Origin of the sequence: Bradyrhizobium aeschynomenes (assembly GCF_013178945.1) — a bacterium.
GTDB lineage: Bacteria > Pseudomonadota > Alphaproteobacteria > Rhizobiales > Xanthobacteraceae > Bradyrhizobium > Bradyrhizobium aeschynomenes.
The window spans coordinates 150989-172140 of the sequence record NZ_JABFDM010000010.1; the positions used below are offsets into that span (position 1 = coordinate 150989).

Genomic DNA, 21152 nt, shown 5'->3' on the forward strand with positions numbered 1-21152 from the left:
CGCAGCGGACGGTGGTCCAGACGGGACAGTGGCGATGAGTGGACAGATGTCGTGGTGGTCGCGCGCGGCGCTGGGTGTCTGTGCGGTCATCGCTTTCGTCCGGCCGGCGGCCGCTGATCCCCGTGCGGTGATCGAACTGTTCACGTCGCAGGGCTGCTCATCCTGCCCGCCGGCCGACAAGTTGCTCGGCGACCTCGCCCGCGACCCCTCCGTCATCGCCCTGTCTCTGCCGATCGATTATTGGGATTATCTGGGCTGGAAGGATACCCTGGCAGACTCGCGGTTTACGGCGCGGCAGCGGGCCTATTCGCGAGCCCGCGGGGATCGTGAGGTCTACACCCCGCAGGCCGTGGTGAATGGCTCCCTGCATGTGATCGGCAGCGATCGCGACGCGATCGAGGGCGCCATCGAGGAGACTGCTCGGGGCGGTGCCGTGATGTCGGTGCCGGTCAGTCTGTCGATCGAAGGCCAGGAGCTGACGGTGTCGGTGGCCGCGGCGGACGAGCATGCGGCGCGCAAGCACGGCGAGGTCTGGGTGTGCTCGATCGCGCGCGTCGTTCCGATCCAGGTCGCGCGCGGCGAGAATGGCGGCCGGGAGCTGACCTATTACAACGTCGTTCGCGGTGTGATGAAGCTGGGCGACTGGAATGGCTCGTCGGCGAGCTGGAGCGTGCCGCTGGAAAAGATCGTCCGTGAGGGCGTCGATGGTGCCGTCGTCTATGTACAGGACGGCAGCCGCGACCGGCCAGGCCTGATGCTCGGCGCGGCCCATTCAGACCTGCCATTGGTCAGCCGAGCCTCGGCAACGGTGCGCGCTCCCGAGCGCTGAGCCCACTCGCCGCTCACCTTTCTCCCGCTGGCCCGCGGCTCGTTGAGGCGTCCCCCTGGGGGCGCGTTGCAAGATCCTTGCGCAAGCTCACGCCCAAAAAGCAAAAGGACCAACTTGCGTTGGCCCTTTGCCTTACTTGTGAATAGACCCGATCCTGACGACCCCGGGGGGCTGGGGGCTGAGGAATCCGGAACCGAAAGGACCGGGCCAACGCACACGAATCTTATGCCTAACGTCGGGGGCAGTCCCTGGGCGGAAACGCGGCGCGATTATGATTCCGCTAACGATCCCGTGACGCTTGCGTGTTCGCGGAACTCGCGTGCGAGCCGGAAGCTGTCAAGTTCGATAATGAAAACCGCCCCTTGCGGCTTCCGCCGGTTGGCGCGATCATGTCACACAGATGACAGGAGGACGCTCATGAACCTCACCCCGGAGGATGCCGATCCCAGCGAGAACCGCGCGGCGGCGCGCAATGTGGCCGCAGCGCCCAACCGGGTGACGTTCGATCGTCTTGAGCTGAACCGCATTCTCAATCTCTACGGCCGGATGGTCGCCGACGGCGAGTGGCGCGACTACTCGATCGACTTCCTGCGCGACCGCGCCGTGTTCTCGGTCTTCCGCCGCGCCTCCGAGGTGCCACTCTACCGAATCGAGAAGGATCCGCGGCTGGCGCGCAAGCAGGGCATGTACAGCGTGATCTCGGCGACCGGTCTGATCCTGCGCCGCGGCCATGAGCTGGAGCGCGTGCTGCTCGCGATCGCGCCGAAGCCGGCGCTGGTCTGAGCCAGCGCCCCATACTATCCGCGCCGTCTAAGCCGGGATGTCGCTGCTGCCCGGTCCAAGTGCTCGTTGCATCATGACGGTATCCAGCCAGCGGCCGAATTTCAGGCCGACGCTCGGATGGGTGCCGATCATCTCGAAGCCGCAGGCGGTATGCAGCCCGACCGAACCGGCATTGGCGGAGTCGCCGATGACGGCGATCATCTGGCGGAAGCCGCGGATCTCGCACGCCTCGATCAGCGCGCGCATCAGCCGCATCCCGATGCCGCGGCGCTGGCTGGCCGGCGCGAGATACACAGAGTTCTCGACCGTGAAGCGATAGGCGGGCCGCGGTCGGTAAGGGCCAGCATAGGCATAACCGACGACCTGCCCATTCAGCAGGGCAGCGAAGTAAGGGAAGCCGCCGTCGCTGAGGGCCCGGAAGCGGCGGGTCATCTCCGCAAGGTCGGGCGGGTCGAGCTCGAAGGTGGCCGTGCCCTCGCGGACGGCCTGGCCATAGATGGCGGTGATGGCGGGAAGGTCGGCCTCCTGGGTGGGCCGGATCTCGATGTCGGACATGGGTGGAACAATACCAGGGCGAAGCGGCCGATCAACATCGTCCCCGCATGGCTGCCGTTCCCGACGCGAGGCATGTTCTCAGCCGATTGCACAAACGAAAAGCCCCGGCGCTGAGGCCGGGGCTCTGATTGGTCGCTCGTCTTGCGAGCGGATGGATCAATCGCGCTGTCCGAGCAGCTGCAGCAGCAGCGTGAACAGGTTGATGAAGTTCAAGTACAGCGACAGGGCGCCGGTGATCGCTGCGCGCTCGGCAACGTCGCCGCCCGCGGAGGCGTAGCCGTAGATGTACTCGTTCTTCAGGCGCTGCGTGTCCCAGGCGGTCAGGCCGGCGAACACGAACACGCCGATCACCGACACGATGAACTGCAGCATCGAGCTCGCCAGGAACAGGTTCACGAGGCTCGCCAGCACGATGCCGATCAGGCCCATGAACAGGAACGAACCCATGCCCGTCATGTCACGCTTGGTCGTGTAGCCGTACAGGCTCAGCGCACCGAACGTCGCCGCGGTGATGAAGAACACCCGCACGATCGAGGTGTGGGTGTACACCAGGAAGATCGACGACAGCGAGATGCCCATCAAGGCCGAGAACACCCAGAACAGGATCTGTGCGGTCGACGGCGCCAGGCGGTTGATGCCAGCCGAGATCGCGAACACCATGACCAAGGGGGCCAGGATGAACAGCCACTTCAGCGGGCTCACGAACATCGCGTAGCCGAACTGCGTCAGATAGGCGTTGCCGATCTTGGATACGCCGGCCGCCGGATCGCCGGTCACCGACGCCATGTAGACGCCGAGCGCAGCGAGGCCGGTGATGGCCAGACCGATGCTCATGTAATTGTAGATGCGCAGCATGTAGGCGCGCAGACCGGCGTCGACGGTCGCGGCATCGGCGCGCCCGGCCACCCGGCCAAAGGGTGAAGCATAGTTGCGGTCTAGGTCCGACATGGTCGAATTCCCGTTGGTTGCCCGGCAGTCCGGTCCTGGCAGGACCTTTAGCCGGTTCTCGAAAAACCCTATCTCATACCCGCTGCCACAGATATTAAATTTGCGTCATCGGCAAATTCGCCATCTTTAGGCGGGTCTCTTTGGCAGCTCTCTGAGCCCAATCCTTAAATGGGAAACTAGCATAATCGCTGCAAGCTTCCACGCGCGGCTGAATGTCGCTCCGCGCGCGTTTGCGCCGTGAAAAACCCGTTAACCGTGCGGCATGAGCGCGCAATTCCCCGCGCGCAATTCCTCAAAGGTTCCTCAGAACCGTTGCCGGCTTCTGGTTGAGCGCCAACAGCGTCCCGGCGAGGCCGAGGCCGACGGTCACCACCAGCGCGGCCAGCACGACCAGCGCGGCGCTGCCGGCCTGCCAGGCGAAGCTCAAGGTCATCAGCCGGGTCACGATCAGCCACGCCGAAACGGAGCCGGCGATCACGCCGAACGCGGCGGTCGCGAAGCCGATCATCAGATATTCGAGCGCGTAGGCGCCGAGCAGCCGCAGCCGGGTGGCGCCCAGCGTCTTCAGGATGACCGCATCGTAGACCCGGTGGCGGTGGCCGGCAGCCAGCGCCCCGCCCAGCACCAGGATGGCCGAGATCAGCGTCACCGCGCTGGCGCCGCGGATCGCGAGCGCCAGGTTGGAGACGACCGAGCCGACGGTCTCCATGACCTCGCGGACGCGCACGCTGGTCACCATCGGGAAGGCGTCGGCGACCTTGCGGATGACGCGGGCGTCCTCCGCGGCATCGGAGTGCGCCTCGGTCAGGGTGGCGACGTGGGTGTGGGGCGCGCCCTTGAAGGCGTTCGGGGAGAACACCAGCACGAAATTGATGCCGAGACCCTGCCAGTCGATCGTGCGCATGTTGCCGATCCGAGCCGCGATGTCGCGCCCAAGCACGTTGACGACGATGTCGTCGCCGAGCTTGAGGCCCAGACCATCGGCGATCCGCTTCTCGATCGAGACCAGCGGCGGGCCGCTGTAATTCTCGCCCCACCATTCGCCCTCGACCACCTTGGAGCCCTTTGGGATCTCGCCGGTGTAGGTCAGGCCGCGGTCGCTCTGCAGCACCCATTCGGTGTCCGCCGTCGCCTTGAGATCCTCGGCGCGGACGCCGCCGGCCGAGACGATCCGTCCGCGCAGCATCGGCACGTTGTCGACCGTGGATTGCGGCGCCAGCTCCTTGAGGAAGCCGCGGAAGCGGTCGGCCTCGCCTGAGGGCACGTCGATGAAGAAGAATGACGGCGCCTGCTCCGGCAGCTGCGCCAGGAATTGCCGCCGCAGATTGCCGTCGATCTGGGTGATCGTGACCAGCACCGCCAGTCCCAATCCCAGCGACAGCACCACTGACGGCGTCAGCGCGCCCGGGCGATAGATGTTGCTGACCGCGAGCCTGAGCATCGGGAAACGGCTGCGCGGCAGCCCGCGCGCCATCGCCATCACCCCGGCGGCAATGCCCCGCAGCAGCACGAACACCAGTGCGGCGGCGACGACGAACACGGCGGCGATGCGCTTGTCGTAGGACAGGCCGATCACGACGGCGATCAGCAGCGCAACCGTGCCGGTGATCAGGGCCAGATAGCTCCAGCGCGGCCGGTGCCATTCGGCAATCACCGCCTCGCGGAACAGCGCGGCCACAGGCACGTCACGCACCCGCCCGAGCGGCCACAGACCGAACGCCAGGGCGGTCAGCAGGCCGTACAGGAAGGATAGGGCCAGTTCGTCCGGATGGACCGCGGGGATCACCGGCAGCGGCAGGATGTTGCCGAACAGGCCGACGATGGCGAAGGGCAAGGCGGCGCCGGCGCAGAGTCCGATGATCGAACCGATCGTGGCGAGCACCATCACCTGCACCAGATAGATGCCGAACACATCGCGGCTGGTGGCGCCGAGCGCCTTGAACGCTGCGATCACCTCGGTGCGGCGGTCGACATGGCTCTTGACCGCGTTGGCGACGCCGACGCCGCCGACCAGGAGAGCGGCGAGGCCGACCAGGGTCAGGAACTGGGAGAAGCGGCCGATCGTCCGCTCCAGCTGCGGCGATGCATTGCTGCGGCTGCGGATCTCCCAGCCGGCCGAGGGCAGCGTCAGGCGCGTATCGGCGATGAAGGAGGCCGCGGCGCGATCGTCGGTGGCATTGTCGGGCAGCCGGACCCGGTAGGTCCAGCGCACCAGGCTGCCGGGCTGCAGCAGCGGCGTGGCTCGCAGGCCCGCTTCGCTGACCAGGAAGCGCGGCCCGAGGCCGATGCCGCCGGACAGCTTGTCCGGCTCGGCAGCAAGCGCGCTGCGGATCTGGAAACGCACGGTGTCGATGCTGACGATGTCGCCGATCTTCAGGTCCAGCCGTGCCAGCAGCGCCGGGTCGGCGGCCGCGCCGAACGCGCCGTCGCGCTCGGCCAGGATGTCGCCGAGCGGCAGGTCGGGCTGGAGCTCGGCCTTGCCGAGCAGCGGATAGGCGTTGTCGACGGCCTTGAGCTCGACCAGCGCCAGCTTGGCGTCGCCGGAGCGCACCATGGCGCGTAAGGTTGCCGCCAGAGAGACTTGGCCGCGCGAGCGGAGGAATGCGACCTCCTCGGGCTTGGCCTCGCGCTGAAACAGCGAGAAGGCGACGTCGCCGCCGAGCAGCGTGCGGCCCTCGCGCACCAATCCATCATTGAGGCTCGCCGCCACCGAGCCGACGCCGGCGATGGCCAGCACGCCGAGCGCGATGCAGGCGATGAAGACGTAGAAGCCGCGCAGTCCGCCGCGCAGCTCGCGCAAGGCGTAGCGCACCGGCAGAGCCGCCATGCGGCGGCCGGAGATCGGTTCCGCGATCGTGCTCATGCGTCGGCAGGCTCGTGCGTGCCGCCGTCGGCTTCGATCCGCCCCGAGCGCAGCCGCACGACGCGGTCGCAACGATGCGCAAGGCCGCTGTCGTGGGTCACCAGCACCAGGGTCATGCCGCGTTCGGCATGCTTGGTGAACAGCAGGTCGACGATCTGCCGCCCGGTGGTCTCGTCGAGATTGCCTGTCGGCTCGTCCGCGACCAGGATCGCCGGATCCGGCGCGAGGGCGCGGGCCAGCGCCACCCGCTGCTGCTCGCCGCCGGACAGCTGGGTCGGATAATGGTGCAGCCGGTGGCCGAGGCCGACCTGCTCGAGCTCGCGGGCGGCGCGCTCGGCGGCGCCGGCATGTCCGGCCAGTTCGAGCGGCACGGCGACGTTCTCCAGCGCGGTCATGGTCGGGATCAGGTGAAAGGACTGGAAGACGATGCCGACCTGACGGCCGCGGAACCGGGCCAGGGCGTCCTCGTCCAGGGCATTGAAAGCGGTGCCGCCGACCACCACCTCACCGCTGTCAGGACGTTCCAACCCCGCCATCACCATCAGCAGCGTGGACTTCCCCGATCCCGAGGGGCCGATCAGGCCGATCGTCTCGCCCTGTCCCACCCGCAGGCTGATGTCCTTGAGGATGTGAACCCGCGCCGCGCCGGTGCCGAGCGAGAGGTTGACGTTGGAGATGGTAATGGTGTCCGGCGCTGTGCCGGCCAAACGCGAGGTTTCGATGAGACTGTCCATGGCTCGGTCATATGGCAACTCCGCAAGCCGGGTCGAGGGGCGCGGACGCATCTTCGTGCACATACTCGTGTTGATGCTCGCCTTGATGACAGTCGGACCCGCCTTCGCCGGCGCTGACCCCGGCAAGCCGATCAAGCTCGTCGTGCTCGGCGACTCCTTGAGCGCCGGGCTCGGCCTGTCCGCCTCGGATGCGTTTCCGGCCAAGTTGCAAAAGGCGTTGAACGACAAGGGGCTGAAGGTCGACATGACCAATGCCGGGGTGTCCGGCGACACCTCCTCAGGCGGCCGCGACCGGCTCGACTGGTCGGTGGCCGACGGCACCGAGGCCGTCATCGTCGAACTCGGCGCCAACGATGCGCTGCGCGGCATCGACCCCGCCGTCACCCGCAAGGCGCTGACCGAGATCGTGACCAAGCTCAAGGCGCGCGGCATCGCCGTGATGTTGTGCGGCATGCTGGCGCCGCCGAATTACGGCAGCGACTACGCCGCGAAGTTCAACACGATCTACCCTGATCTCGCCAAGCAGTTCGACGTGCCGCTGTACCCGTTCTTTCTCGACGGCGTCGCCGCCGACGCCAAGCTGAACCAGGCGGACGGCATCCATCCCACCGCTGCGGGCGTCGACATCATCGTTTCCCGGATGCTGCCTATGGTCGAAGCATTCCTGCGTCCGCTTCGTGGGCAATGAAGGAGCGAAGCCGTCAGCCGGGCATTTGCGATAACCTTAAAGACCGGGTTTTCCGCAGGTTTTCACGGCGTTAACGCTGCTTCCGTCGCGGAGTCATATAAGTTCGGTAGGAATGTTGCATTGGCGATTCGTCGTCGATCATCTCGTCAAGGCATGATCTCGTCACCTTTCGAGATCAGCCTCCAGCATCGGGAGTCCTGAAACGATGCCGCGTCTGTTTACCGGACTGGAGATCCCGGCCGAGGTCGGCCAAACCCTCTCCAATTTGCGGGGTGGCCTTCCCGGCGCCCGCTGGATCGATCCTGAAAATTATCATGTGACGTTGCGCTTCATCGGTGACATCGACGGCGCCTCCGCGAACGAGATCGCCTCGATGCTGTGGCGGGTGAACCGCAAGCCGTTCGAGGTCACGGTACAGGGTCTCTCCAGCTTCGGCGGCCGCAAGCCGCGTGCGGTCGTCGCCAACATCGCGCCAAGCCGGCCGTTGATCGAATTGCAGGCCGAGCTCGAGCGATTGATGCAGCGGATCGGCCTCGATCCGGAGGGGCGCAAGTTCGTGCCCCACGTCACGCTGGCGCGGCTGCACGATGCGTCGAGTCAGGACGTCGCCGATTATCTCTCCGTCCGCGGCTACTTCCCCAGCCGGGTCTTCGTCGCCGAGCGCTTCGTGCTGTTCTCGTCACGCGCGTCGACCGGAGGTGGCCCCTATATCGTCGAGGACGCGTACGACCTCTGCCCGGCGTGAGGGCCGGGATGGCGGCTGGACCCAGGCCAACGTCGTTAGCTCCGGACTAACGATCGTAGCGCCGTTTGCGTGCCATATACCAAGACCTCACGGCTCCGGCGCATGGCGGCTTCCACCATTTGCGGATTGCATTTTCCGTAAGTCTCATGACCTAGAGTGGGCTCATGCTGTCCACTCCCTCAGACGCGTTCCGCGCGCAATATCAGTCCCTCGTCGACACCGGTGCCATCGAGGCCGACCCCGCCCAGGCCGAGGTCGCCGATGCCTTGGCGGCGATGGAGCGTCGGCTTTCGACCTACAAGCCCGCGCGCAAGCAGGGCCTGTTTGGCCGCCTCTTTTCCGACAAGAGCGAGCCGCCTCGCGGCCTCTATGTTCACGGCGAGGTCGGGCGCGGCAAGACCATGCTGATGGATCTTTTCTTCCAGAACTGTCCCGTGGAGCACAAGCGCCGCGCGCATTTCCACGAGTTCATGGCCGAGGTGCATGAGCGCATCTACGGCTATCGCCAGAACATCGCGCGCGGCGAGCTCGCCGACACCGATGTCATCGGGCTGACGGCGCAGGCGATCTTCGATCAAACATGGCTGCTCTGTTTCGACGAATTCCACGTCACCGACATTGCCGACGCGATGATCCTGGGCCGCTTGTTCGCCAAGCTGTTCGAGCTCGGCACGGTGGTGGTGGCGACGTCCAACGTCGCGCCGGAGGACCTCTACAAAGGCGGCCTCAACCGCGCGCTGTTCCTGCCTTTCATCAAGCAGATCGCCGACCACATGGATGTGGTGCGGCTGGATGCGCGCACTGATTTCCGGCTCGAGAAGCTGGCGGGCGTGAAGATGTGGCTGGTACCGGCGGACATCGATGCGCGCACCGCGCTCGACAAGGCCTGGGCGCGACTCACCGGCCATGCCAAGTGCAAGCCGCGGGACATGACGATCAAGGGCCGCATCCTGCACGTTCCGTGCTCGGCCAACGGCGTCGCCCGCTTCGGCTTTGCCGATCTTTGCGAGAGGCCGCTCGCCGCTTCCGATTATCTGCGGCTGGCGCACGACTATCATACGATCCTGATCGACCACGTCCCGGTGATGGATCTCGCCGAGCGCAATGCCGCCAAGCGCTTCATTACCCTGATCGACACGCTGTACGACAATGCCGTGAAGCTGATGGCCTCGGCCGAGGCCGATCCGATCTCGCTCTACGTCGCCAGCGACGGCATCGAGGCGATGGAGTTCAAGCGCACGTCGTCGCGCCTGATCGAGATGGGCTCGGAGTCCTACCTCGCGCTGCCGCACGGCCGGAAGGACTCGGCTGCATCCGGGACTTCTACGGGCCTGGTCGAAACCTGACAAACACCGGATCTTTCGGGCAGCGCCCGCCGCCGGGCACACAGCCGCGAAAAGGCCACGTCAATCATGCTGAAAGGATCATCAGCAGCCGCCGCCCGGTCCTGATCGAAATCAAGGCACGCCCGTCAATTGGCCATAGCGTGACTTGAACGGCCCGGGCGAAAGGGATAACCACCCACTCGACTTTTCAACCTCCCTCACCCCTTCGGGTTCAAAGGAAAATTTGCCATGGCGCGCGACAAGATTGCTTTGATTGGCTCCGGTCAGATCGGCGGAACGCTGGCTCACCTCGTCGGCCTCAAGGAGCTCGGCGACGTCGTGATGTTCGACATTGCCGAAGGCGTTCCGCAGGGCAAGGCTCTCGACATCGCGCAGTCGTCGCCGGTCGACGGCTTCGACGCCCACTACACCGGCGCCAACTCCTACGAGGCGCTCGACAACGCCAAGGTGTGCATCGTCACCGCCGGCGTGCCGCGCAAGCCGGGCATGAGCCGCGACGATCTGCTGTCGATCAACCTCAAGGTCATGGAGCAGGTCGGCGCCGGCATCAAGAAGTACGCCCCCGACGCCTTCGTCATCTGCATCACCAACCCGCTCGACGCGATGGTCTGGGCGCTGCAGAAGGCCTCCGGCCTCCCGGCGAAGAAGGTCGTCGGCATGGCCGGCGTGCTCGACTCCGCCCGCTTCCGCTACTTCCTGGCTGATGAGTTCAACGTCTCGGTCGAGGACGTCACCGCCTTCGTGCTGGGCGGCCACGGCGACACCATGGTGCCGCTGACCAAGTACTCGACCGTCGCCGGCATTCCGCTGCCCGACCTCGTCAAGATGGGCTGGACCTCGCAGGCCCGGATCGACGAGATCGTCGACCGCACCCGCAATGGCGGCGCCGAGATCGTCAACCTGCTCAAGACCGGCTCGGCCTACTACGCCCCGGCCGCCTCGGCGATCGCGATGGCCGAGAGCTATCTGCGCGACAAGAAGCGCGTGCTGCCCTGCGCGGCCTATCTCAACGGCGAGTTCGGCGTGAAGGACATGTATGTCGGCGTTCCCGTCGTCATCGGCTCGAAGGGTGTCGAGCGTATCGTCGAGATCGAGCTGGCGGGCAAGGATCGCGAGGCCTTCGACAAGTCGGTCGGCGCTGTCCAGGGCCTGGTCGACGCCTGCAAGAAGATCGCGCCCGACCTGCTCGGCCGCTGAAGGTAGCAAGGCGGGCGATTAGCCCGTTCCGATGAGTTGCAGGATGCTTGGTATATGGTATACCAAGCATCCGCAAAACACTTATAGACGTCACCACCCCAGCGGGGGTTCGGGGAGCAAGCGCTTATGAACATTCACGAATATCAGGCCAAGGCACTGCTGCACGAGTTCGGCGTGCCGATTTCCAAGGGCGTGCCGGTTCTCCGTCCGGAGGATGCGGATGCGGCGGCGAAGACGCTCGGCGGTCCGGTCTGGGTCGTGAAGAGCCAGATCCACGCCGGTGGCCGTGGCAAGGGCAAGTTCAAGGAGGCCTCGGCCGGCGACAAGGGCGGCGTCCGCCTTGCCAAGTCGATCGACGAGGTCAACACCTTCGCCAAGCAGATGCTCGGCGCGACGCTGGTGACGGTCCAGACCGGTCCGGACGGCAAGCAGGTCAACCGCCTCTACATCGAGGACGGCTCCGACATCGACAAGGAATTCTATCTGTCGCTGCTGGTCGATCGCGAGACCTCGAAGGTCGCGTTCGTGGTGTCGACCGAAGGCGGCGTCAACATCGAGGACGTCGCGCACAGCACGCCTGAGAAGATCATCACCTTCTCGGTCGATCCGGCCACCGGCGTCATGGGCCATCACGGCCGTGCCGTCGCCAAGGCGCTGAAGCTCTCCGGCGATCTCGCCAAGCAGGCCGAGAAGCTGACCACGCAGCTCTACAATGCGTTTGTCGCCAAGGACATGGCGATGCTCGAGATCAACCCGCTGGTCGTGACCAAGCAGGGCCAGCTGCGCGTGCTCGACGCCAAGGTGTCGTTCGACTCCAACGCGCTGTTCAAGCATCCGGAAGTCGTCGCGCTGCGCGACGAGACCGAGGAGGACGCCAAGGAGATCGAGGCGTCGAAGTACGACCTCAACTACGTCGCGCTCGACGGCACCATCGGCTGCATGGTCAACGGCGCCGGCCTCGCCATGGCGACGATGGACATCATCAAGCTCTACGGCATGGAGCCCGCCAACTTCCTCGACGTCGGCGGCGGCGCCAGCAAGGAGAAGGTCGCGGCGGCGTTCAAGATCATCACCGCCGACCCGAACGTGAAGGGCATCCTGGTCAACATCTTCGGCGGCATCATGAAGTGCGATGTCATCGCCGAGGGCGTGGTGGCCGCGGTCAAGGAAGTGGGCCTGAAGGTGCCGCTGGTGGTGCGCCTCGAAGGCACCAATGTCGATCTCGGCAAGAAGATCATCAGCGAGTCCGGTCTGAACGTGCTGCCCGCCGACAATCTCGACGACGCCGCGCAGAAGATCGTCAAGGCCGTCAAGGGAGGCTGAGCGCCGGTTCTGGCGCTCGCTTCGTCCTCACCGCAACGCTTTTAGAGAAAGCACGATGTCCATCCTCATCGACAAGAACACCAAGGTCATCTGCCAGGGCTTCACTGGCAAGAACGGCACCTTCCACTCCGAGGCGGCGATCGCCTACGGCACCAAGATGGTCGGCGGCACCTCGCCGGGCAAAGGCGGCTCGACCCATCTCGGTCTGCCGGTGTTCGACACCGTCAAGGAGGCCCGCGAAGCCACCGGCGCCGACGCGTCGGTGATCTACGTGCCGCCGCCGGGCGCAGCTGACGCGATCTGCGAAGCGATCGACGCCGAGGTCCCGCTGATCGTCTGCATTACCGAGGGTATCCCGGTGCTGGACATGGTCCGCGTCAAGCGCTCGCTACAGGGCTCCAAGTCGCGCCTGATCGGGCCGAACTGCCCGGGCGTGATGACCGCCGGCGAGTGCAAGATCGGCATCATGCCGGCCAACATCTTCAAGCCCGGCTCGGTCGGTATCGTGTCGCGCTCCGGCACGCTGACCTATGAGGCGGTGTTCCAGACCACCTCGGAAGGCCTCGGTCAGACCACCGCGGTCGGCATCGGCGGCGACCCGGTCAAGGGCACCGAGTTCATCGACATGCTCGAGATGTTCCTGGCCGACCCCAAGACGACCTCGATCATCATGATCGGCGAGATCGGCGGCTCGGCCGAGGAGGACGCGGCGCAGTTCATCAAGGACGAAGCCAAGCGCGGCCGCAAGAAACCGATGGTCGGATTCATTGCCGGCGTCACGGCCCCTCCCGGTCGACGCATGGGCCATGCCGGTGCCATCATCTCGGGCGGCAAGGGCGATGCCGGCTCGAAGACGGCTGCGATGGAAGCTGCAGGTATTACAGTCTCTCCATCGCCGGCGCGCCTCGGCAAGACGCTTGTCGAAAAGTTGAAATCCTGATTCAGGACTTAGTGCTTTTCGGCGCGAATATTTACAAAGAATAAGGTAAACCGTCCTAACCCGAGCCTGACCCGCGTCTCACGTGGGTCAGGCATTGCGCCGTTTTCATTGGGCGCATCGAAATTACCAGGACGCTACCATGTCTCGCCAAGATGCGAACGCTGCCTTCGCCCTGTCGTCTTTTCTGCAGGGCACCAATGCCACCTACATCGATGAGATCTACGCCCGCTACGAGAAGGACCCCGCTTCGGTCGACCCGGAGTGGCAGGAGTTCTTCAAGAGCCTGAAGGATGCGCCGGCCGACGTGCAAAAGAATGCGTCAGGCCCCTCCTGGGCGCGCAGCAACTGGCCGGTCTCCCCCCGCGACGAATTGACCTCCGCGCTCGACGGCAACTGGGCCGTGGTCGAGAAGAAAGTCGGCGAGAAGATCGCCGCCAAGGCCCAGACCAAGGGCGTCGAGCTTTCGGTTGCCGACGTCAACCAGGCCACCCGTGACTCTGTCCGCGCGTTGATGCTGATCCGCGCCTACCGCATGCGCGGCCATTTCCACGCCAAGCTCGATCCCCTGGGCATCGAGGCGCCGAAGAACCGCGAAGAGCTCGACCCGCGCTCCTATGGCTTCACCGAAGCCGATTACGACCGCAAGATCTTCCTCGACCACGTCCTCGGCCTCGAATACGGCTCGCTGCGCGAGATCGTCGCCATTTGCGAGCGCACCTACTGCCAGACGCTCGGCGTCGAGTTCATGCACATCAGCAATGCCGCGCAGAAGGCCTGGATTCAGGAGCGCATCGAGGGTCCGGACAAGGAAATCTCTTTCACCCGCGAGGGACGCCGCGCCATCCTGCAGAAGCTCGTCGAGTCCGAGGGCTTCGAGAAGTTCTGCGACGTCAAGTTCACCGGCACCAAGCGCTTTGGTCTCGACGGCGGCGAGTCGCTGATCCCGGCGCTGGAGCAGATCATCAAGCGCGGCGGCAATCTCGGCGTGAAGGAGATCGTGCTGGGCATGCCGCATCGCGGCCGCCTCAACGTGCTGACCCAGGTGATGGGCAAGCCGCACCGCGCGCTGTTCCACGAGTTCAAGGGCGGCTCGGCCAACCCTGACGCGGTCGAAGGCTCGGGCGACGTCAAGTATCACCTCGGCGCCTCCTCGGACCGCGAGTTCGACGGCAACCGCATCCATCTGTCGCTGACCGCCAACCCGTCGCATCTCGAGATCGTCGACCCCGTGGTGCTCGGCAAGGTTCGCGCCAAGCAGGACCAGCACGGCGATCCGCCGGACATGCGCATCTCGGTGCTGCCGCTGCTGATGCATGGCGACGCGGCGTTTGCAGGCCAGGGCGTCGTGGCGGAGTGCTTCGCGCTGTCGGACCTGAAGGGTTACCGCACTGGTGGCTCGATTCATTTCATCGTCAACAACCAGATCGGCTTCACGACTTATCCGCGCTATTCGCGCTCGTCGCCGTATCCGTCCGACGTCGCCAAGATGATCGACGCGCCGATCTTCCACGTGAACGGCGACGACCCGGAGGCCGTGGTGTTCGCGGCCAAGGTTGCGATCGAATTCCGGCAGAAATTCCACAAGCCGGTCGTCATCGACATGTTCTGCTACCGCCGGCATGGCCACAACGAAGGCGACGAGCCCGCGTTCACCCAGCCGGTGATGTACAAGAAGATCGCCGGCCATTCGTCGACCCTGGAGATCTACTCCAAGCGTCTGGTCGCCGAGGGCGTGATGACCGAGGGTGAGGTCGACAAGGCCAAGGCCGATTGGCGCGCCCGTCTCGACGCCGAGTTCGAGGCCGGCACCTCCTATCGTCCGAACAAGGCCGACTGGCTGGACGGCAAGTGGGCGGGCCTCAAGTCCGCCGACCAGGAAGAGGAAGCGCGCCGCGGCGTCACCGGGGTCGAGATCGATCGCCTCAAGGAGATCGGCCGCAAGATCACCAAGGTGCCGGACGGCTTCCGCGTGCACCGCACGATCCAGCGCTTCCTCGAGAACCGCGCCAAGGCGATCGACAGCGGCATCGGGTTGGACTGGGCGACCGGCGAGGCGCTGGCGTATTGCTCGCTGCTGCTCGAAGGCCACAAGGTTCGTCTCTCCGGCCAGGACAGCGAGCGCGGTACCTTCTCGCAGCGCCACTCCGTCCTGATCGATCAGGAGGATGAGAGCCGCTATACGCCGTTCAACCATCTGGCGCCGGAGCAGGGCCACTTCGAGGTCATCAACTCGCTGCTGTCGGAAGAAGCCGTGCTCGGCTTCGAATACGGCTACTCGCTCGCCGAGCCGACCGCGCTGACCTTGTGGGAAGCGCAGTTCGGCGACTTCGCCAACGGCGCGCAAGTGCTGTTCGACCAGTTCATCTCGTCGGGCGAGCGCAAATGGCTGCGCATGTCCGGCCTCGTCTGCCTGCTGCCGCACGGCTATGAAGGCCAGGGCCCCGAGCATTCGTCAGCCCGCCTCGAGCGCTTCCTGCAGATGTGCGCCGAGGACAACATGCAGGTGGTCTACCCGACCACGCCGGCGAACTACTTCCACGTGCTGCGCCGCCAGCTGCATCGCGAGATCCGCAAGCCGCTGATCGTGATGACGCCGAAATCGCTGCTGCGCCACAAGCGCGCGGTGTCGCGGCTCGAGGAACTGGCCAAGGGCACGACCTTCCACCGCATCCTGTACGACGACGCCCAGATGCAGGCGGACGACAAGACCAGGCTGGTGCCGGATGACCAGATCCGCCGCATCGTGCTGTGCTCGGGCAAGGTCTATTACGACCTCTACGACGAGCGCGAGAAGCGCGGGTTGAACGACGTCTATCTCATGCGCATCGAGCAGCTCTATCCGGTGCCGCTCAAGGCGCTGGTCGCCGAGCTCGGCCGTTTCAAGAACGCCGAGGTCGTGTGGTGCCAGGAAGAGCCGCGCAACATGGGCGCCTGGCACTTCATCGAGCCGTATATCGAGTGGGTGCTGAACCAGACCGGGGCCAAGAGCAAGCGTCCGCGCTATGCCGGCCGCGCCGCGTCGGCGGCGACCGCCACGGGCCTGATGTCGAAGCATCTCGCCCAGCTGAAGGCGCTGCTCGACGAAGCCTTGAACTGAACCTGCCTTTGAAGGGCGCCCCGCGGTCTGCGGGGCGCAAGTACAAGTCCATCGCGTTGATTGTCCGTCCCGCATCGCTTGCTCGCCGCAAGGCGATGGCGGACGGACTTTATGACCGCACGGGTTATTGAGGATAGAGACCATGACTGAAATTCGCGTTCCGACGCTGGGTGAATCCGTCACCGAAGCCACCATCGGCCGTTGGTTCAAGAAGGCCGGCGACGCAGTTGCGGTCGACGAGCCCCTCGTCGAGCTCGAGACCGACAAGGTGACGATCGAGGTGCCTGCGCCGTCAGCCGGCACTCTGGGCGAGATCATCGCCAAGGATGGTGAGACCGTTGCCGTCGGTGCGCTGCTCGGCCAGATCACCGATGGCGCTGCCGCTGCAAAGCCGGCGGCTGCTGCACCCGCCGCGGCTTCGGCGAAGCCTGCTGCTGCTCCGGCTGCCGCTCCCGCCCCGGCCAAGGCGCTGCCCGCCGACACCCCGCAGGCGCCGTCAGTGCGCAAGCTTTCGGCCGAGAGCGGCGTCGATGCCACCACTGTGCCCGGCTCGGGCAAGGACGGCCGCGTCACCAAGGGCGACATGCTGGCCGCGATCGAGCGCGCCGCCTCGGCGCCGACTCCCGTCAATCAGCCGGCCGCTTCCGTGCAGGTCCGTGCGCCGTCCCCAGCCGATGACGCGGCGCGCGAGGAGCGCGTGAAGATGACCCGGCTGCGCCAGACCATCGCGCGGCGCCTCAAGGACGTGCAGAACACCGCGGCGATGCTGACGACCTTCAACGAGGTCGACATGACCAACGTCATGGCGCTGCGCAGCCAGTACAAGGACGTGTTCGAGAAGAAGCACGGCTCCAAGCTCGGCTTCATGGGATTCTTCACCAAGGCGGTTGTGCAGGCGCTGAAAGACATCCCGGCTGTGAACGCCGAGATCGACGGCAGCGATCTCATCTACAAGAACTACTACCACATCGGCGTCGCCGTCGGCACCGACAAGGGCCTGGTCGTGCCGGTGGTGCGCGACTGCGACCACAAGTCGATCGCCGACATCGAGAAGGGCATCGCCGATTTCGGCCGCCGCGCTCGTGACGGCCAGCTCAAGATCGACGAAATGCAGGGCGGCACCTTCACGATCACCAATGGCGGCATCTACGGCTCGCTGATGTCGACCCCGATTCTTAACGCGCCGCAGTCCGGCATTCTCGGCATGCACAAGATCCAGGAGCGGCCGGTGGTGGTCGGCGGCAAGATCGAGGTCCGCCCGATGATGTATCTGGCACTGTCCTACGATCACCGCGTCATCGACGGCAAGGAAGCCGTGACCTTCCTGGTGCGCGTCAAGGAGAGCCTGGAAGATCCCGCGCGGCTCGTGCTGGATCTCTGATCGACCTCATAACCGATGCTCACGAGGCGCGCTGAGAGGCGCGCCTCAAACCTAACGGGGGCCATCATGACCGACAGGGTTGCAGTGATCACCGGCGGCAGCCGCGGCATCGGCCGCGCCACCGCAATCGCCGCCGCATCGCGCGGCTTCAAGATCGTCGTCGGCTACGCCTCGAACGAGGCCGCGGCTCAGAGCACCGTGGCCGCGATCGAGGCCAAGAACGGCAAGGCCATCGCGGTGAAATGCGACGTCGGCCGCGAGCACGACATCCTCGCTCTGTTCAAGGCCGCCGACAAGTTCGGCACCCTCGGCGCGCTGATCAACAATGCCGGCATCGTCGGCCCGACCACCCGCGTCGACGAGATGAGCGCGGAGCGCATCGAGCGCTTGATGGCGGTCAATGTCACCGGCAGCATCCTGTGCGCACGTGAAGCCGTGAAGCGGATGTCGACGCGGCATGGCGGTCAGGGCGGGGTGATCATCAACCTGTCGTCGGTTGCCGCCAAGCTCGGCTCGCCCAACACCTATGTCGACTACGCGGCCTCGAAGGGCGCGATCGATTCCTTCACCGTCGGCCTCGGCCACGAGGTCGCCAATGAAGGCATCCGCGTTGCCGCCATCAGGCCGGGCCTGATCGACACTGAAATTCACGCCTCCGGCGGCGAGCCCGATCGCGCTCATCGCCTCGCCCCGATGGTGCCGATGAAGCGGGTCGGCACCTCCGAGGAAATCGCCAATGCCATCGTCTGGCTGCTGTCGGACGAGGCCTCCTACGTCACTTCGGCCATTCTCGACGTGTCGGGCGGACGCTGACGACCGTCATCATCTCTGACTGCAAAAGCTTACGGAACATTCGATCATGGCATCCTACGATCTCGTCGTCATCGGCACCGGTCCCGGTGGTTATGTCTGCGCCATCCGCGCAGCGCAGCTCGGCATGAAGGTGGCGGTGGTCGAGAAGAACGCCACCCTCGGCGGCACCTGCCTCAATGTCGGCTGCATGCCCTCGAAGGCGCTGCTGCACGCCTCGGAGCTGTTCGAGGAGGCCGGGCACTCCTTCGCCAAGATGGGCATCAAGGTCCCCACGCCGGAAATCGATCTGCCGGCGATGATGAACTTCAAGCAGCAGGGCATCGACGGCAACGTCAAGGGCGTCGAATACCTGATGAAGAAGAACAAGATCGACGTGATCCAGGGCAAGGGCAAGATCCTCGGCACCGGCAAGGTTCAGGTCACGGCCAATGACGGCGCGACGCAGACCGTCGAAACCAAGAACATCGTCATCGCCACAGGCTCGGACATCGCGCGTCTGAAGGGCATCGAGATCGACGAGAAGCGCATCGTCTCCTCGACCGGTGCGCTGTCGCTGGACAAGGTGCCGTCGAGCCTGCTCGTGGTCGGCGCCGGCGTGATCGGACTCGAACTCGGCTCGGTGTGGCGCCGCCTCGGCGCAAAGGTCACCGTCGTCGAGTTCCTCGACCGCATCCTGCCCGGCATGGACGGCGAGATCGCCAAGCAGTTCCAGCGCATCCTCGAGAAGCAGGGCTTTGCGTTCAAGCTCGGTGCCAAGGTCACCGGCGTCGACACGTCGAGCGCAACGCTTTCCGCGACGATCGAGCCGGCCGCCGGTGGCGCTGCCGAGAAGATCGAGGCCGACGTCGTGCTCGTCGCCATCGGCCGCGTGCCCTACACCGACGGTCTCGGCCTGCAGGAGGCGGGCGTAGTGCTCGACAACCGCGGCCGCGTTCAGATCGATCATCATTTCGCAACCAGCGTGCCCGGCGTCTACGCCATCGGCGATGTCGTCGCGGGGCCGATGCTCGCGCACAAGGCCGAGGACGAAGGTGTCGCCGTCGCCGAGATCCTTGGCGGCCAGGCTGGCCACGTGAACTACGACGTCATCCCGGGCGTAGTCTACACCACCCCCGAGGTCGCCTCCGTCGGCAAGACCGAGGACGAGCTCAAGCAGGCCGGCACAGCCTATACCGTCGGCAAGTTTCCGTTTACCGCGAACGGCCGCTCCAAGGTCAACCAGACCACTGACGGCTTCGTGAAGATCCTTGCAGATGCGAAGACCGATCGCGTGCTCGGCGCGCACATCATCGGCCGCGAGGCCGGCGAAATGATCCACGAAGCCGCCGTATTGATGGAGTTCGGTGGCTCCGCCGAGGATCTGGCACGCACCTGCCACGCCCATCCGACCCGCTCGGAGGCCGTCAAGGAAGCCGCCCTTGCAGTGGGCAAGCGTGCCATCCACATGTGACATGTGTCCGGCGGCGTGATCGGCAGGTGCGACAATACGCCTGCCGGCCACGCTGAACCAATTGGCAAGAAGCAAGGTCGCATGGTCATGGCGGCCTCGATGCTGAGGCCGGGGCCGAGATGGAGTGCCATGCTGCGCCGCCTGCTTCAGCCGTTCTGGGTTCTGCTCGCGATCATCTTTCTGATCGAAGCGTGGCTGTGGGACCATCTCGAGCCGATCGTGGCTCGCATCGTCGCGGCGATCCCGCTGCGCAGCCTCAAGCACTGGCTGGCCGCGAGGATCGAGACGCTGTCGCCGATGCTGACCCTGGTCGTCTTCCTCGTGCCGGTCGTGCTGCTGTTTCCGCTCAAGCTGCTCGGCATGTGGCTACTGATGCACCACCAGTGGAAACTGGCTCTGGTGACGATCATCTTCGGCAAGATGGCCGGCGTCGGCATCACCGCCTTCATCTTCGACGTCACGCGCGCCAAGCTGCTGCAGATGGGCTGGTTCGCCTGGCTCTATGACGCCGTGCTGACGCTGCGTCGGAAGGCGGCCGAGCTGGTCGACCCGATCAAGCAGCGCATCCGCGATGTCATCAGTGACCTGTTTCGCGGCAACACCAACGGCTGGTCGTCCCGCGTCGTCCGCCAGATCCTCCGCTTCCGCCGCAGCGTGCAGGCGCGCTGAGGTCGGTTGTCGTTGCGAGGTTCGACGGCTTCACCACCGTGGTCATTCCGGGCAATCGTCAGTGCGCGCAGCGCACTGGCGATTGAACCCGGAATCTTGAGATTGTTGAAAAAGAACGCCGCGCCACATCGAGATTCCGGGTTCAAGGCCTTTCGGCCTTGCCCCGGAATGACGGTGTTTGTGGCTAGTGCAGATGCAACAGATGTGGCTGGAACAGCCCCAGCATCGTCATCGCGATGCCGACCAGCGCGAGCGCGCCGGAGGCCCAGGCCAGCACCAGCATGCCGGTGATGATCGTCGCCGACGCCAGCACGATGCCGATCTGGAAGGCCGCCGAGGCGAGCTCGTAATGGTGATATTTCGCCGTGGCGAGGTCGCGCTCCTCCTCGGCATGCTTGGCGCGGGCGGCGAGCTGCTCGCTGCCTTCGCCGGTCTCAGGCTCCGAGCGGTAGCGCGCGGCGTTCTTCTGCCAATCGTCGATCTGCTTCTGCAAGCTTGCCTTGGTGGCCTCGTCGGGCAGCGCCGGGAGGTTCAGCTTGCCCTGTTCGGCCGCGGTCTGCACCACCGTGCGGCGGACCGTCTTGGCCTGGAAGAACGCCCAGAGATTGGACGCCTCGACGTTCTTGCTGATCGATTCGGTCTGCGCGCCCTTGCCGAGCGTCTCCGACAGCGCCAGGAACAGCGCGATCACCGAGATCAGCAGCGCGATCTTCTTGTTCGAGCCCGATGCGTGCTCGGCATGCTCCGCATGCTCCATGCTTTCATGTGCGCCCATCTGTTCCCCTCCGGAT

Annotated in this window: 18 protein-coding genes; 13 read left to right on the forward strand and 5 right to left on the reverse strand. The window is 65.3% G+C overall.

The features are described from left to right. Positions 1 to 46: 46 nt before the first annotated feature. Positions 47 to 829: a DUF1223 domain-containing protein gene (locus tag HL666_RS25860; RefSeq protein WP_172113072.1), complete on the forward strand. Its 783-nt coding sequence runs from the start codon at positions 47 to 49 to the stop codon at positions 827 to 829. A 417-nt stretch (positions 830 to 1246) separates the two neighbouring features. Next, entirely contained in the window at positions 1247 to 1612 is a 366-nt protein-coding gene (locus tag HL666_RS25865) for a DUF2794 domain-containing protein (protein WP_172112924.1), read from the forward strand. Positions 1613 to 1639: 27 nt separating this feature from the next. Here HL666_RS25865 and HL666_RS25870 read toward each other — a convergent pair whose 3' ends face one another. The 4 genes from HL666_RS25870 to HL666_RS25885 form a co-directional block, all read right to left on the reverse strand. Next, positions 1640 to 2167 carry a GNAT family N-acetyltransferase gene (locus tag HL666_RS25870; RefSeq protein WP_172112923.1) on the reverse strand — a complete coding sequence of 176 codons (528 nt, stop codon included), beginning with the start codon at positions 2165 to 2167 and terminating at the stop codon, positions 1640 to 1642. A gap of 156 nt (positions 2168 to 2323) precedes the next feature. Further along, positions 2324 to 3115 (reverse strand): Bax inhibitor-1/YccA family protein, encoded by a 792-nt coding sequence (locus tag HL666_RS25875; RefSeq protein ID WP_172133649.1) that lies wholly within the window; start codon positions 3113 to 3115, stop codon positions 2324 to 2326. A 292-nt stretch (positions 3116 to 3407) separates the two neighbouring features. Next, positions 3408 to 5978: an ABC transporter permease gene (locus tag HL666_RS25880; protein ID WP_172184313.1), complete on the reverse strand. Its 2571-nt coding sequence runs from the start codon at positions 5976 to 5978 to the stop codon at positions 3408 to 3410. Further along, positions 5975 to 6712, reverse strand: coding sequence for an ABC transporter ATP-binding protein (locus HL666_RS25885; protein WP_172112920.1), 738 nt, complete (start codon positions 6710 to 6712; stop codon positions 5975 to 5977). Before HL666_RS25885 ends, HL666_RS25880 begins: the two co-directional genes overlap by 4 nt. 55 nt (positions 6713 to 6767) lie before the next feature. On the opposite strand from HL666_RS25885, the gene HL666_RS25890 reads away from it, so the two are divergent. From HL666_RS25890 to HL666_RS25940, 11 genes are all read left to right on the forward strand, one after another. Next, entirely contained in the window at positions 6768 to 7400 is a 633-nt protein-coding gene (locus HL666_RS25890) for an arylesterase (protein ID WP_172113071.1), read from the forward strand. A gap of 205 nt (positions 7401 to 7605) precedes the next feature. Beyond that, positions 7606 to 8145: an RNA 2',3'-cyclic phosphodiesterase gene (gene thpR / locus HL666_RS25895; protein WP_172112919.1), complete on the forward strand. Its 540-nt coding sequence runs from the start codon at positions 7606 to 7608 to the stop codon at positions 8143 to 8145. Between the two features lie 164 nt (positions 8146 to 8309). Further along, positions 8310 to 9491 carry a cell division protein ZapE gene (zapE, locus tag HL666_RS25900; protein WP_172184316.1) on the forward strand — a complete coding sequence of 394 codons (1182 nt, stop codon included), beginning with the start codon at positions 8310 to 8312 and terminating at the stop codon, positions 9489 to 9491. Positions 9492 to 9719: 228 nt separating this feature from the next. After that, positions 9720 to 10688 (forward strand): malate dehydrogenase, encoded by a 969-nt coding sequence (gene mdh, locus HL666_RS25905; protein WP_172112917.1) that lies wholly within the window; start codon positions 9720 to 9722, stop codon positions 10686 to 10688. A gap of 126 nt (positions 10689 to 10814) precedes the next feature. Continuing rightward, a complete protein-coding gene (sucC, locus tag HL666_RS25910) occupies positions 10815 to 12011 on the forward strand; it encodes an ADP-forming succinate--CoA ligase subunit beta (RefSeq protein WP_172112916.1) in 1197 nt (398 codons plus the stop codon). Between the two features lie 55 nt (positions 12012 to 12066). Next, a complete protein-coding gene (gene sucD / locus HL666_RS25915; protein WP_172184319.1) occupies positions 12067 to 12951 on the forward strand; it encodes a succinate--CoA ligase subunit alpha in 885 nt (294 codons plus the stop codon). A gap of 139 nt (positions 12952 to 13090) precedes the next feature. Continuing rightward, positions 13091 to 16048, forward strand: coding sequence for a 2-oxoglutarate dehydrogenase E1 component (locus tag HL666_RS25920; RefSeq protein ID WP_172184321.1), 2958 nt, complete (start codon positions 13091 to 13093; stop codon positions 16046 to 16048). Between the two features lie 142 nt (positions 16049 to 16190). Further along, complete coding sequence (gene odhB / locus HL666_RS25925; RefSeq protein ID WP_172112913.1) at positions 16191 to 17429, forward strand: 2-oxoglutarate dehydrogenase complex dihydrolipoyllysine-residue succinyltransferase; 1239 nt, start codon at positions 16191 to 16193, stop codon at positions 17427 to 17429. Positions 17430 to 17495: 66 nt separating this feature from the next. Continuing rightward, on the forward strand, positions 17496 to 18242 hold the full coding sequence (locus HL666_RS25930) for an SDR family oxidoreductase (RefSeq protein ID WP_172112912.1): 747 nt from the start codon (positions 17496 to 17498) through the stop codon (positions 18240 to 18242). Between the two features lie 46 nt (positions 18243 to 18288). After that, complete coding sequence (gene lpdA / locus HL666_RS25935; RefSeq protein WP_172112911.1) at positions 18289 to 19692, forward strand: dihydrolipoyl dehydrogenase; 1404 nt, start codon at positions 18289 to 18291, stop codon at positions 19690 to 19692. Between the two features lie 129 nt (positions 19693 to 19821). Next, positions 19822 to 20361: a hypothetical protein gene (locus HL666_RS25940; protein ID WP_172184324.1), complete on the forward strand. Its 540-nt coding sequence runs from the start codon at positions 19822 to 19824 to the stop codon at positions 20359 to 20361. Between the two features lie 184 nt (positions 20362 to 20545). Here HL666_RS25940 and HL666_RS25945 read toward each other — a convergent pair whose 3' ends face one another. Continuing rightward, complete coding sequence (locus tag HL666_RS25945; protein WP_172184327.1) at positions 20546 to 21136, reverse strand: DUF4337 domain-containing protein; 591 nt, start codon at positions 21134 to 21136, stop codon at positions 20546 to 20548. Between the last annotated feature and the right edge of the window lie 16 nt (positions 21137 to 21152).

Excerpts from the sequence above, each read along its gene's own strand:
- zapE (WP_172184316.1), top strand. The coding sequence starts at position 8,310 with ATGCTGTCCACTCCCTCAGACGCGTTCCGCGCGCAATATCAGTCCCTC.
- HL666_RS25865 (WP_172112924.1), top strand. The coding sequence starts at position 1,247 with ATGAACCTCACCCCGGAGGATGCCGATCCCAGCGAGAACCGCGCGGCG.
- HL666_RS25875 (WP_172133649.1), bottom strand. The coding sequence starts at position 3,115 with ATGTCGGACCTAGACCGCAACTATGCTTCACCCTTTGGCCGGGTGGCC.
- odhB (WP_172112913.1), top strand. The coding sequence starts at position 16,191 with ATGACTGAAATTCGCGTTCCGACGCTGGGTGAATCCGTCACCGAAGCC.
- sucD (WP_172184319.1), top strand. The coding sequence starts at position 12,067 with ATGTCCATCCTCATCGACAAGAACACCAAGGTCATCTGCCAGGGCTTC.
- HL666_RS25870 (WP_172112923.1), bottom strand. The coding sequence starts at position 2,167 with ATGTCCGACATCGAGATCCGGCCCACCCAGGAGGCCGACCTTCCCGCC.
- lpdA (WP_172112911.1), top strand. The coding sequence starts at position 18,289 with ATGGCATCCTACGATCTCGTCGTCATCGGCACCGGTCCCGGTGGTTAT.
- HL666_RS25860 (WP_172113072.1), top strand. The coding sequence starts at position 47 with ATGTCGTGGTGGTCGCGCGCGGCGCTGGGTGTCTGTGCGGTCATCGCT.
- HL666_RS25885 (WP_172112920.1), bottom strand. The coding sequence starts at position 6,712 with ATGGACAGTCTCATCGAAACCTCGCGTTTGGCCGGCACAGCGCCGGAC.
- HL666_RS25880 (WP_172184313.1), bottom strand. The coding sequence starts at position 5,978 with ATGAGCACGATCGCGGAACCGATCTCCGGCCGCCGCATGGCGGCTCTG.
- sucC (WP_172112916.1), top strand. The coding sequence starts at position 10,815 with ATGAACATTCACGAATATCAGGCCAAGGCACTGCTGCACGAGTTCGGC.
- HL666_RS25940 (WP_172184324.1), top strand. The coding sequence starts at position 19,822 with ATGCTGCGCCGCCTGCTTCAGCCGTTCTGGGTTCTGCTCGCGATCATC.
- thpR (WP_172112919.1), top strand. The coding sequence starts at position 7,606 with ATGCCGCGTCTGTTTACCGGACTGGAGATCCCGGCCGAGGTCGGCCAA.
- HL666_RS25930 (WP_172112912.1), top strand. The coding sequence starts at position 17,496 with ATGACCGACAGGGTTGCAGTGATCACCGGCGGCAGCCGCGGCATCGGC.
- HL666_RS25920 (WP_172184321.1), top strand. The coding sequence starts at position 13,091 with ATGTCTCGCCAAGATGCGAACGCTGCCTTCGCCCTGTCGTCTTTTCTG.
- mdh (WP_172112917.1), top strand. The coding sequence starts at position 9,720 with ATGGCGCGCGACAAGATTGCTTTGATTGGCTCCGGTCAGATCGGCGGA.
- HL666_RS25945 (WP_172184327.1), bottom strand. The coding sequence starts at position 21,136 with ATGGGCGCACATGAAAGCATGGAGCATGCGGAGCATGCCGAGCACGCA.